Raw genomic sequence first — 12,606 nt, 5'->3', positions numbered from 1 at the left:
TCTCCGTATTTACTTATCTTAACATAGTTTGGTTTTTTCCCGCCTACCTACTTACTCAATCTTGGGTAACTTTTGATTTTGGTTCGGTTTTTGTACAGCTGTGTGCATTGACAATATAGTCATATTTGGGTCAAAATAGGTCTTTCGTCCATCACCGTCAGTTAGACGGAGTGAGCCTGTGGACTGGAGGATGCCGACATCACCAGGTTGAATCAGGAAGTAAGCACCAAAGTTCAGCTAGACCAATGGCGAACAATGTCTAGCATTGGATAACTTTGGGTAGGTCTTATGTAACGGTTCATTGACTCAATTGCTGCATTAATGCGGCTGTCCGGGCTGTTGCAGCTCTCAGTTCAGTATCAACGAGAGTATCTAGCTCTGCTTGTTGCTCTGGCGGCAACGCTTGTCCTTGATCTCGTGCTGTCCGCCATACACTCATCAACTCCGATAACCGTTTTTGTTGCTCTGTACTAAAGAACGGATCGGGACGAAAGCTTTGAATAACAAGCAGTGCACTGAACTCAGTTTCACCTAACTGAGCTGTCAACGCATCTAGGGCTTGCCCCGCAGTTTTGCCAACCGATTGCTTATCACCTGCAATAGCGCGATAAGACTTTTCACCGTTTGGATTAGAGATTGGCAAAATAGCTACTGTAGTCATTCTTCCAATTGGGATTCGCTTGCCTGAAATTATAACCCTAAGCAATATCGCTCTGTGAACTGAGGTACGTAGCTTTGATTCAAAATTGATCGCCCCAAACATAACATGGTTGTGAACTCAGCGCAATTATGCCACATCTGTTTCACACTTTGACTCCAAGTACGCTCTTGCTTCTAATCTCAAGGGTAGCGTTTTCAGAGTGGTATTTGATCCACTTTTGTCGAAGAGCTTCATCAGCAAAACTCATAGCGAAATCACCATCACGATGAACTTGGAACAATTGTTCCGATAAGACTAAATCCTCGTTTTTTCTGAATGCTTCTGCCAGTTCTTTAAAGTGTAAAGGTGAATGCGCGACATATGATTCTTTTAAGGTGATTGAGTCACCAGTAGTGGGACATTGCAATATTTCTACCCCCTGAAAAGTTTTTTCTCGATAAGCATTGACATAACTATCTACAGCCTCTCTACATGCCATGATAAAATGACTTGTCACTGATGGAGGACTTTCAATACATACTTTGTAACTGAAGTTATCGATTGAACGATCTATACGTTGAAACCAGAAACCTCTCGACTTTCCACGATTGACTACATTTTCTTGTATCCAGATGCTTTCTATGCCATCACCAATTTTCTCGTAGGAATCGGGATGATTATTGAGAAGCGACCTGATAAATTGGAAGTGTTCAGGAGACAAGAGTTCCTTTAGCTCGTATGCGTATAAAATTTTTTGAACATATTCTTTTAGTTCTTTTTGCGTTTCAAACTCTTTGTCCAAGATTTGAGTTTTTTTCCTTCTAGCCATTTTCAATCTAACGTCACTTTGAGTTGAGAGAGAGCTTTTTTTAAATTGTGGGCTGTGGTGGACGAGGGGTACGCAGTCCTCTAGATTTTTGATGCGCTGTTACATACCAGATGGGCATCTCACTGATAACAATTCGTGAGTTCCAGATACTTAGAGAGTATTGCTAACAATACCCGACCACTGAACTTTTTTCTGCTTTTCCCGGCGGTAAGAAAAGAAATACTCTGGGGTTTGATAAGTACAATAAGGGGCGATCGCCATCTGTTGGGAACTAATCCCCAACTGTTCCAGCTGTAAAGTATTCACCCGCCGCACATCCAACCGTACCCGTTCTGGATTTGGATCTGGTAGTAAGGGAGAATTTGGTAGCTTGTACAATGCAGCGACAATTGCTTTTTCGTCGTTTTGTGGTATAATGCTTGCCCCAACTTCAGCAGCAACTTGCTCTGAGACTTGATAAACTTCACCTGCGATCGCTGGTCCCATGGCAATTCGCAAATCTTCAAGTTTGCTACCTTGTGCTTGCATTCGGGCGATCGCTTGCGGTACTATCTTGAGCGCAGTGCCACGCCAACCCGCATGCACTGCTGCTACTTGTCCTGTTTTCTCATCAGCAATCAGTACAGGCGTGCAGTCAGCTGTCGCGACCCATACTGCTTGCAGAGGCTGATTGGATATTAACCCATCTCCTGAGACTAGGGCATCATCACCTTCTCCATCGACCTGGTCACCACCTTCTGCTAAGAGAGCCACAATTTCTTTTGGAGTCAGGACGGTATTGCCATGTACCTGTTTTAAGCGATAAGCTGATGCTTCTGGATGCAGCACCTTTGTAAGTTCTGACGGATAACTAGGTGAAAACTGCTGAGTAAAAAAGCCATGATGCCAGGGTTCCAATAGACTACAGGTTAGATAGGGTAACCCTTCCCATGTGCGCCAGTGCCAAGCGTGCATCTTTAACCAAACCTAAAAACAAACATCAATAGCCGCCAATTTATCCTAGCACTTGGAAATTTAGTAAACTGCTATGGCATTGGATCAACAAAAGTTGGAAACTGCTCTACAAGTAGAACGCAAAAGTCCTTATTTACAATTTTCGCTACATCTTTTTGAAACTGTTTCTTCAACGAACCAAATCCTCTGGGACTTGCTAGCCCAAGGGGCTGAATCAGGATGTGTCGTCATTGCGACTGACCAGACAGCAGGAAGAGGACAATGGGGTCGTCAATGGATGTCATCAGCTGGGGGATTATATCTTTCAGTGGCTATTGCAAACGGCAATATAGCGGCAGAAAATAGGACTGCTTTTTGCCTCCCCAAACTATATGCTACCAACAGCTACCAACTCACCCTGGCTACTGCTTGGGGAATTGCTCAAGAGTTGCGAAACTGCGGCGTTCCTGTTGATATTAAATGGCCTAATGATTTAATATTAGTCAGCCGAAAGCTTGGCGGTATTTTGACAGAAACCAAAATACACAAAGGAGTCATCACCCAAGCAGTTATTGGTGTAGGGTTGAATTGGGCAAACCCTGTACCAGAAACCGGAATCAATCTGGAAATGTGGCAAGCAAATCAGCAGACTAAATTCGTCTCGTGTTTGGAAATGCTCATTTCTAAAGTTTTAATTGGAATAGAATCCGGTATACAGTGCTTGTTCCAAGAAGGAGTCGATATACTAATATATCGTTATCTAGAGTTGCTAATGAACATAGGTGAGAAAGTCTATGTTAACAACACTGTAGGTACTATCATTGGCGTGACAAATACTGGGGAGCTTCGGGTTCGTATGGAAACATCCGAACTGAAATCAGTAAAAAGATCAGAAATTTACCTTCAGCCCGGTACAATCAGTTTGGGTTACTGTCATTCATATCATTAACCAATTGACCCTTCGGCTCCGCTCAGGGTCAAAGCTGAGCGGAGCCGAAGCTTTGACACTCCCACGCCTAAAAGGGCGATGGGATTCTTGTTTCATTCAGTCTACTAACCATAATTAGATCAGATTTGGTTCCGAATACTCAGTCATGAGTATACCCAACACAGCAACAGCGAATGAGACTCGAAGCCTATACTCACACCTTACGCGAGTATAGGTAGTTCATGCTCTACAATACACAAAACATCAAAAAAACAATGGCGCAGCGCAATAACTCTGCCGAGAACCGTTTGCATCAATTGTGGCAGCAATGCCTCTCAACAAGACGCTTTGCGTCTACGCTCCCAGCACAAAGTCTCGCTTGGCTTGGCAGCATTACTATGCTAAGTAATGGTGGCTTGGTGTTTGCTCAAACTGAATCAGCAATCGATAATATTGTTCCCACTGCTGAAAGTTCTCAACCAGCACCATCGGTGAATAGAGTCAAAAGAGATACTTTTAGACACAACAATAGCAGCCCCGCAGTAGAAGAGACGAAATCGCAGTCCGACGAATTTTCTCAACGCCGGGTTAGACTCAGACAAAGACTCTCTCAGGCAAAAAGACCAAGTCCTGCAGTCGCTCTCAGAAATTACAAACGTCATGCACAAAGTTCACAGCCAGAGGTGGCGATCAGAAAATTCAAACCCCGTGTGCAAGTTTCTGTACGTAGCGAAAGTACTAGAAACTGGAGAACAAGGTTACAGAGAGCACCTCAAGTAGAGGTTCCACAATTCAACATAAGTGTCAGCAAGGAACAACCTCAACAAGAGGTTTCCCAAGAGAACAACTGGCCTGTTCCACGGCACCTTGCGCACTGGAGGGAACCCTACGCCAATTCCACCAAGATCGATAACCTCCGCGCGGCGCTGAACTCACGCCAAGGGACTGCCTCCTCTACTGACGACTCCACTCCGAAAGATTACAACAACGCTTATATCGACCCAGGCGAATACAACACTGGTGCTACCGATAGGTATCAAGCACCGAATTCTGTAGTTATTACACAACAGTCCAATACTGAATTACCCCGAAAGAAAGCAAGTTGGATTAGAAGAAGCAAACCTGCCACATTAGCAACTGTTCCGCCAGTCAGGCATGTTGAAAGAGGTGAACGAAACTCTTTGGATCGTCCCACTTATAGGACTGTTTCTCGTTCCATGACTCCTAGTCGGCATCGCAGTTATCGAACGGCTTATAGAAGTATAACTAAAGATACATATCATCCCAACCGGTTTATCCCCGACTTTTCCTCCCCTACAACAGTGAGTTCAGTACCGATTGCTCCAGTAGGTGGGATCTTACCAGCACCAATGACTGCGGAAAATGTTGCACCTCGTATCAGTAATATCACTTATGATATCCCGCTAGCAGCAGTATTGCCGCAAGTAAACTACGGTGGAGTCTATGGTGGTAGACTCGCAAGTGGTCCGGGATTGATGTATCCCCTTTCTATCCCCTCTGCAATTAGTTCTCTGTTTGGTTGGCGAACTCATCCCATTACAGGCGATCGCAGTTTCCACTCTGGTACAGACATAGGCGCAGCTATGGGAACACCTGTTTTGGCAGCCTACACTGGTAAAGTAGAGAGTGCTGATTGGTTGGGCGGCTACGGTATGACAGTGATAGTTAACCACAGCAACGCCCAACAAACTCTTTACGGTCATATGTCAGAAATCTTTGTTCAGCCCGGTCAATTGGTGCAACAGGGAACCGTTATTGGACGAGTTGGTAGCACTGGTTTGTCCACAGGACCCCACTTGCACTTTGAGGTGCGCCAGCTGACACCCGAAGGATGGGTTGCGACTGATCCAGGCGCTCAATTAGAGTCCGCCCTTGGTCAATTAATGCAATCGTTACATACAGCTCAAACTCCTCAGCGACCAGGTAGCTAGAAAAGTGTGGGAGTGAAGGAGTGAAAGTGTGAAGGAAAAAAGTTATTAAGTATTAACTTTTCCCTCGCTCTGTTCCTCCTTCCTCTTTCTGGTTGTCCCTTTTTGCTTACAAGTACCCGTGTTCAACTAAGAATCCGGGTGTTATGTCATTTGGAATTGTCTGTGTAGCTTCTTCCAGATCCGGATTGCCAAAACAAAGGAATTTTTCGACGTATTTGCCAAGAATATCTCCCTCTAAATTCACCCAACTACCCGGATTGATGTATTGGAGATTGGTTTCTTTGTAAGTGACGGGAATCACTGCTACTTTAAACTGCGATAGTTCAGACTGATAATCGGCTACTGTTAGGCTGATGCCATTTATAGCAATACTTCCTTTGGAGACCATATAGCGGGCGATCGCACCTGGAGCGGTAAAAATCAATTCCCAAGAGGTTTGTGTCGCTTCTGCTGACACCAGTTGACCAATACCATCCACGTGTCCCATAACGAAATGACCGCCCACTTTACCCCCCACTCTCAGCGATGCTTCTAAGTTAACGTACCTCTGTTGTGTTTCTTCTTGTCCTAGTGTTGTGCGGCGCAGGGTTTCTGGTGAAGCCGTAGCGATAAATCCATTTTTTAAAATTTTTTCTACCGTTAGGCAGATGCCATCTACAGCGATGCTGTCACCTGTCGCTAAATCTTGCATAATTACATTAGATGGCTGAGTCACACAAGTGATTTGCCAAGAACTGAACTCCAGGGGTTTTATGGTTCCTAATGCTTGGATTATTCCTGTAAACACGGCTTTTTTGCAAAACTAACTCTATTTATTGCTTATTTTTGCCCAAAAGCAGCTAGTAATTCTCACAAACATTTCAAAATTTTAAGTATAATTTCAGACTAAAAATTATGTCAAAAGTTCAAAATATTTACATTTATGACTGCGCACATTTAGAAAAGTAGATTATTGTCGAATTAGGCTTGTTTGACTTACTCTAGTGTTCACATCCATTTAGGAGTTTAATAGAGGCAATTATAGCGAATGAAGAGTTATGTTTATCCTAACCCCAAAATGATTACAACACAAGTACGATTTGTTACAAATTACCATAGCGCTCAAAGGATTTTAGAGGCTTAGCCAATGCTTGAAATGAAAGTCGCTGGCATAGCATTAGATGCCATAACCCGCAGCCCGATTGTACTCTTGAAAGATGCTTCAGACCGCCGTGCATTGCCAATTTACATTGGTCAAGAACAAGCTAGGGCAATTATGGGCGCACTGGAGAATCAAAAGGCTCCAAGACCCTTAACTCATGACCTGATTGTGAATATGCTGGATGCATGGAACATCGTTTTGGAACGGATCATCATTCATTCATTACAGAAAGATACATTTTATGCAGCATTAATTGTGAAGCAAGGCGATGTCAAAAAAGAAATAGACGCGCGTCCTAGTGATGCGATCGCGATCGCCCTCCGTACAAATACTCCTATTTGGGTCATGGAAGAAGTGATTGCGGATGCTTCTATTCCTGTAGATCGGGATGCAGATGAAGCCGAACAGCAAGCCTTCCGGGAATTTATCTCCGATCTCCGCCCTGAAGATTTGATCAAGCGTTTTGGTAGTGGCGAAACATAGATGAGATATAAACAATGAGTTATGAGTGACTTGCAGCAAACTCTTAACTCCGAACTCTGTTAAAAATGAAATACCGACGTTTTGGGAAAACGAATCTACGCTTGTCTGTCTTTTCCTTGGGGACAATGCGCTACTTAGCTTCACAGGAAAATGCATGGCAGACCATTCACAAAGCCATAGTGTTGGGGATTAATCATTTAGAAACTGCTAGAGGATACGGAAAAAGTGAGGAGTATCTTGGTGAGGCAATTTCTGTAGGGTTACCAGTTAACCGTTGCCAAGTTCACATCACCACTAAAATTCCACCAACAGCGGATGCTGACACTATGCGTCGGTATATCGATGAATCTCTGGAACGATTAAAGTTAGATTATCTAGATTGCCTGGGAATTCACGGTTTAAACACATGGGAACATCTTGACTGGGTAAAAGCCAAGAATGGCTGTATGCAGGCGGTGCAAGAAGCTATTGCCGATGGTCGGGTGCGACACGTTGGTTTTTCTACCCATGCGCCTTTAGAGATTATTTTGGCGGCGATAGATACAGATTTATTTGAATTTGTCAATCTGCATTATTACTATTTTTTTCAGCGCAACGCAGAGGCAATTCAGAAAGCTTATGAAAAAGATATGGGTGTATTTATTATTTCTCCTGCTGATAAAGGAGGACGCCTGTATACACCACCCCAAACCTTGAAAGATTTGTGTGATCCTTTTTCACCTTTAGAGTTAAATTATCGGTTTTTACTTAGTGACTCCCGAATCACCACTCTCAGCATCGGACCAGCACACCCAGAGGAATTAACAGAACCTTTGCGGGTTGCAGATTGTGATCAAAAGTTAACCCCAGAGGAAATAACGGTCTTTGAACGTCTAGAAAATCGTCAAAAGGCTGTTTTGGGAACAGACAAATGTAGCCAGTGCTATGCGTGTTTACCGTGCCCAGAAAATATCAACATTCCAGAAGTGTTGCGGTTACGCAATCTTGCAGTTGCCTATGACATGGGTGATTTTGGGCAATACCGCTACAGAATGTTTGAAAATGCTGGTCACTGGTTCGCTGGAATGAAAGCTAGCCGTTGTACAGAATGTGGCGACTGTCTGCCCCGGTGTCCAGAAGAGTTGGATATACCAACTTTGTTACAAGATACTCATAGTAGGCTAAATGGATCATCAGGACGGCGATTGTGGGGTTGAGAAACTAAGTAGGTCGGTACAAATAAAGTTAACGATGTTTTGGCAGTCATTAGTCATTGGTCATTAGGAGGCAGTGCGGTGGACGGGTTTCACAGGCTACAGCACCTGCCATTCATTAGTAAGGGTTTGAGGCGTTTTTACATTTCTTAACATAGCTCTGTTTATTTCTACCTATCTGACTTGAAAATAGGGAACAGGGAACAGGGAACAGGGAACAGAGAACAGGGAACAGGCTAAGAGATCTTTTCATGTGTTCTTGTGTACGCAGTTCATGATGGCTACTTAGTGTATGTGATTCAAATGAGAACTGCTATGATTGCTGAGTTATGCGTTCTGAATTCTGAGTTCTGTTTTCAGTCAGTTCTATAATTTGCTCAAAGTCAAAATTTTCAACCAAAACATTCAAAGCCTCAATCAAATCTATTTTATCTGCTGGAATTTGTTCCATCAGTTGAAGAATGAGCAAATCGTTGCCACCACAAGCAGCATTGTGAAGCTGTCGTATCCACTCGGTAGGCATAGTTCCCATCACAGAAGCCAGGTTAGGAAAATTGGTCATAACCTTACAAATAGGTGGAGTGATATCTGTATTTGTTGTATTTTCTTGATAAAGAAATTGCACGCCCAAATATTTGCTTATTTTTCCGAAAATATCTTGTTCTTGAATGGGTTTACTTAAAATATCATCACAGCCAGCACTCAAAATTTTGTGTTTTTCTTCTTCAAAAGCGCTTGCCGTTATGGCAATGATGATGGTTTGATGAGAATGTTGATGTGTCTTCCTTTCCCTTTGCTTAATCAAGCGAGTCGCCTCACAGCCATCCATTAAGGGCATCCGTATATCCATAAAAATTAAGTGCGGTTGCCATATTCTCCAGAGAGTGAGAGCATCTTGACCATTCGTGGCTTCTTGTACTTGAAAGCCTAGGTTGTTTAGCAGGTTGACCAATAGCATACGATTGGTTTGCTGGTCCTCGACAACTAAAATCCGATAAGCGGGTTGTTCAGAAGCTAAGCCAATGGCTTTATGACTCGTGAACTCAAGAGTTTGTGTTTTCGTTTCTGTTGCCTCCTCTATAGGAATAAAAAAGCTAAACTGAGTTCCAACCCCCAAGGTACTGCTAACCTTGATTTCTCCTCCCATCATTTGCACAAACTTATGACTGATGGATAAACCCAAGCCAGTACCCTCACCAGATTTTAACCCTGTTGCAGTTTGTTCAAAAGCTTGAAATAATTTATCGAATTCATTGGGATGAATGCCAGGACCAGTGTCTGTGACCTCAAACAGGAGATGGAATTGTGGACTGTGTTGCTGCTGTTGTATGTCTCTACTCCCTTGGTCCACTGATACCCGAAGAGTGACACTTCCTTTTTCGGTAAATTTAGTGGCATTGTCTAGTAAGTTTATTAAAACCTGACGCAATTTACTTTCGTCAGTTGTGATATATTGCGGGACTTGAAGGGTACGCTCAAATATCAGGTTTAAGCCTTTGGATTGAGCTTTGAGTTTGAGCATTGCCTCTAAACTATTAAGGAGGTAATATAAATCAAATTTATTCTCATTAAATGTCATACCTCCCGCTTCAATTTTGGACATCTGTAAAATGTCGTTAATTAACACCAACAGATGTTCGCCGCTACGATTAATGATATTTAGGTATTTCTGATGCTCTGTTTTTAAGGAAGTGTCGCGGTTCATCAGTTGGGTAAAGCCAAGAATTGCGTTGAGTGGTGTTCTTAGTTCATGGCTCATATTTGCTAAAAATTCGCTTTTAGCACGATTGGCTTTATCAGCGGCTTCCTTGGCTTGTTTGAGTTCGGTAGATTGCTTTTGCGTTTGTACTAACAATTCTGCTTGTTGGATTGCGACTCCCAATTGTGCTCCAATTTGAACTACCATTTTGATTTCTGCTTCTTTCCATTGACGAGGAGCAGAATTTTGATACGTTGCTAGCAAGCCCCAAAGTTGATTGTTGCAAAAGATGGGAACTGTGATGTATGCCCGTGCTTGAAATTGTTCTAAGAATTCAACATAACAAGGGTCAAATCCAGCTTTGTAAATATCCGAAACGCACCGAGAAGTTACGCCAGAACGGAAATAACCGCCCTGGGTGTCGTACATATAGGTCTCCTTTATGATATTATCTGCATCCCCAACACTTTTGATCACACAATCGGTTTGGTTCACCGCGTTCTGTGTGAATTGGGATTGATTCTTTTGTAAGCGCTTTAGCGCTTTCCAACCTTCTGCTACTGACTCGCAGACAATGTCTCCACTCCAGTCAGGATGAAAGCGATAAACGAGGACGCGATCGCAGCTTAACGCTTGTCGCAACTCTTGTGTTGTCGCACTGAAAATTTTCTCAATTTCCAGAGTTTGACGCATGCGTTGAATCACAAAGGAAATTGCTCTTTCTCGTTCTGCACTCTTAGCGAGCAATTCTTCTGCTAGTTTACGTTCTAGTTCAGCCCCTGCACGAGCAGCAAAAATTTTCACACAGGACTCTTTGCTTAAATCAATCTCTAAAGGCTTAACATCGATCACCACCAAATAACCGATAACCTCGCCGTTTGAGTTGACTAGAGGAACGAAATAGCTGTGAAGATTCAACTGGGCGATATCTTTGTTTCTAAGTAAAAGTATTGATAACTCATCATTAAAATGGCAGCAGCATGTTCCGCCAAAAACGAGTTTACAGTGTTCGTGGGTAATAGCAGCGATGTCGTAGTTGAAGTTTTCATCAAAATCAACACTATTCCAGAATGCCAGGGTACGAAGTTCAGTTTTGGTATCATTCGTAAATTCACTAACAAACACATAAAAAACTTGTAACACTTTGGCAATATAGCGTACGCATGAACGAAAGAATTCATCACCAGTTGTATAAGCTGTTCCCTCAACAATTAATTGCAGTGTGGCTTCAACTTGCTTTCTTTGAGTGATATCACTAAAAGTGCAGACAACCCTCTCTACACGACCATCATTTCCTATCTGGGGATCTGCATTGACTAATAGCCAGCGTTGATTTTGGCGAGTGCGATCTTCAATCCCCATGACTATATTGTGAATGGGTTTTTGCAGTGCTATTGCTTGGCGCACGGGTTGTTCTTCTTCCGGAAGAGGCGTACCATCTTCACGCAACAACAACCAACCAGCACCAAATACTTGACGCTGTTTATCGTGGGGATTTCGATTCAGGAGATTGTTTGCTGCTTGATTGCTGATGAGAATTTCAGCATTGCAATTGAGCAATAAAACTCCTACTTGCATCTCTCGGATCAGCATCCGAAAGCGTTTTTCACTTTCTTCTAAAGCTTTTTGTTGTAATAAGTGATCTGTTAAAGATTGGTCGAAGAAAGAAGTTAATAAGGCTAAAGTTAACATGAATAATGCCGCAACCCCAATGGCAACAGCCAGCCAGAACTGATTCATTACCGGAGATTGCAGTTTTGATAAATGTTTGTGGGGCATAAAGTGAGTTGCCCACATTCCTGTGTAGTGCGTTCCACTGATGGCAATTCCCATTAAAAAGGCACTGCCAAGTTTCTGCCATATCGCCCCTTTCAAGTCTTGATTTTTTCTCAGTCGAAACGCTAGCCAAAGAGCTGCGAAAGAGGCAATGATGGCAATGAGCACCGACAAACTGACTAACTTTAAATCATACTCAAGCTTTGCCTGAAGTCGCATAGCTGCCATGCCCGTGTAGTGCATTGAAGCAATGGCTAGTCCCATGCAAACCCCACCACCAATTAAAAGTGCTGTTGAGATAGAACGACTCAACAACGATAAAGCGATGCTAGAAGCAACCACTGCAAACAGCAGAGACAGCAGGGTAGTCCACACATCGTAAGTCACAGGCTGAGGTAATTCAAAAGCCAGCATGGCAATAAAGTGCATTGACCAAATGCCCATTCCCATTGCGACAGCCCCCCCCAACAGCCAGAGTAAACGCCTGTTCCAAGCAAGCTGCACTCTTCCTGATAAGTCTAAGGCTGTGTATGAAGAAATAACTGCGATCGCAAACGAAAGTCCGACTAATTCTAATTTATACGTGCCTGTTAATTCGCTGTACATATTTTTTTATGCGTTTACCCAACAGACTACTGAAATGTGAACCAACTATTTTCCATGAAGTCCTATACTGGTGCTGTGTAGAGATGCAGCAACATGCCCTACCGGACCAGCTGCAATTTCGTCAGATAAATTTTATCTTTCACATTTGAACCATTAGGTAAAGAATATAAGTTTTTCTGTTAATTCTAAGTGACAAAGTGATGAGGAAATTATTTTATTTTTCAGTAAAATACGTAAAATTGCGCATTTTCTTCACGAATTCTATAAAATTCCCCATCCCTGAATGTGGTAGGACGGGGTCTAATATCGTTTCACTTTAACGTTGATACAAATAGGCAGCTTTAGGAATAGGGGGACTCACCGGTTCCCTCTGGGGATAGGGGGGACTCACCGGTCGCCTCTGGGGATAGGGGGGGAAGAGGGAAT

At 43.0% G+C, this 12,606-nt stretch carries 9 protein-coding genes; 4 read left to right on the top strand and 5 right to left on the bottom strand.

Features of this window, described 5'->3' with window-relative positions; genetic code table 11:
- Positions 1–298 precede the first annotated feature (298 nt).
- From DP116_RS21715 to pgeF, 3 genes are all read right to left on the bottom strand, one after another.
- A complete protein-coding gene (locus DP116_RS21715) occupies positions 299–661 on the bottom strand; it encodes a hypothetical protein (RefSeq protein WP_169157148.1) in 363 nt (120 codons plus the stop codon).
- A 142-nt stretch (positions 662–803) separates the two neighbouring features.
- Complete coding sequence (locus tag DP116_RS21710) at positions 804–1,469, bottom strand: DUF3223 domain-containing protein (protein WP_246275738.1); 666 nt, start codon at positions 1,467–1,469, stop codon at positions 804–806.
- 150 nt (positions 1,470–1,619) lie between these two features.
- Positions 1,620–2,423 (bottom strand): peptidoglycan editing factor PgeF, encoded by an 804-nt coding sequence (gene pgeF, locus DP116_RS21705; protein ID WP_169157146.1) that lies wholly within the window; start codon positions 2,421–2,423, stop codon positions 1,620–1,622.
- A 73-nt stretch (positions 2,424–2,496) separates the two neighbouring features.
- Here pgeF and DP116_RS21700 point away from each other — a divergent pair, with 73 nt between their 5' ends.
- Positions 2,497–3,351 carry a biotin--[acetyl-CoA-carboxylase] ligase gene (locus DP116_RS21700; protein WP_169157145.1) on the top strand — a complete coding sequence of 285 codons (855 nt, stop codon included), beginning with the start codon at positions 2,497–2,499 and terminating at the stop codon, positions 3,349–3,351.
- Between the two features lie 254 nt (positions 3,352–3,605).
- Positions 3,606–5,282, top strand: coding sequence for a M23 family metallopeptidase (locus tag DP116_RS21695; protein WP_169157144.1), 1,677 nt, complete (start codon positions 3,606–3,608; stop codon positions 5,280–5,282).
- Positions 5,283–5,388: 106 nt separating this feature from the next.
- Here the strand turns inward: DP116_RS21695 and DP116_RS21690 are convergent, their stop codons facing one another.
- On the bottom strand, positions 5,389–6,069 hold the full coding sequence (locus tag DP116_RS21690) for a riboflavin synthase (RefSeq protein ID WP_169157143.1): 681 nt from the start codon (positions 6,067–6,069) through the stop codon (positions 5,389–5,391).
- Between the two features lie 339 nt (positions 6,070–6,408).
- On the opposite strand from DP116_RS21690, the gene DP116_RS21685 reads away from it, so the two are divergent.
- Entirely contained in the window at positions 6,409–6,906 is a 498-nt protein-coding gene (locus DP116_RS21685; protein WP_169157142.1) for a bifunctional nuclease family protein, read from the top strand.
- Positions 6,907–6,971: 65 nt separating this feature from the next.
- Positions 6,972–8,102, top strand: coding sequence for an aldo/keto reductase (locus DP116_RS21680; RefSeq protein ID WP_169157141.1), 1,131 nt, complete (start codon positions 6,972–6,974; stop codon positions 8,100–8,102).
- A gap of 310 nt (positions 8,103–8,412) precedes the next feature.
- Here the strand turns inward: DP116_RS21680 and DP116_RS21675 are convergent, their stop codons facing one another.
- A complete protein-coding gene (locus DP116_RS21675; protein ID WP_169157140.1) occupies positions 8,413–12,180 on the bottom strand; it encodes an MHYT domain-containing protein in 3,768 nt (1,255 codons plus the stop codon).
- Between the last annotated feature and the right edge of the window lie 426 nt (positions 12,181–12,606).

The organism is Brasilonema bromeliae SPC951 (assembly GCF_012912135.1).
GTDB lineage: Bacteria > Cyanobacteriota > Cyanobacteriia > Cyanobacteriales > Nostocaceae > Brasilonema > Brasilonema bromeliae.
The sequence above is the reverse complement of the archived record's forward strand: the minus strand, read 5'-3'. Positions and strand labels throughout refer to the sequence as shown.

Excerpts from the sequence above, each read along its gene's own strand:
- DP116_RS21715 (WP_169157148.1), bottom strand. The coding sequence starts at position 661 with ATGACTACAGTAGCTATTTTGCCAATCTCTAATCCAAACGGTGAAAAG.
- DP116_RS21710 (WP_246275738.1), bottom strand. The coding sequence starts at position 1,469 with ATGGCTAGAAGGAAAAAAACTCAAATCTTGGACAAAGAGTTTGAAACG.
- pgeF (WP_169157146.1), bottom strand. The coding sequence starts at position 2,423 with ATGCACGCTTGGCACTGGCGCACATGGGAAGGGTTACCCTATCTAACC.
- DP116_RS21700 (WP_169157145.1), top strand. The coding sequence starts at position 2,497 with ATGGCATTGGATCAACAAAAGTTGGAAACTGCTCTACAAGTAGAACGC.
- DP116_RS21695 (WP_169157144.1), top strand. The coding sequence starts at position 3,606 with ATGGCGCAGCGCAATAACTCTGCCGAGAACCGTTTGCATCAATTGTGG.
- DP116_RS21685 (WP_169157142.1), top strand. The coding sequence starts at position 6,409 with ATGCTTGAAATGAAAGTCGCTGGCATAGCATTAGATGCCATAACCCGC.
- DP116_RS21680 (WP_169157141.1), top strand. The coding sequence starts at position 6,972 with ATGAAATACCGACGTTTTGGGAAAACGAATCTACGCTTGTCTGTCTTT.
- DP116_RS21675 (WP_169157140.1), bottom strand. The coding sequence starts at position 12,180 with ATGTACAGCGAATTAACAGGCACGTATAAATTAGAATTAGTCGGACTT.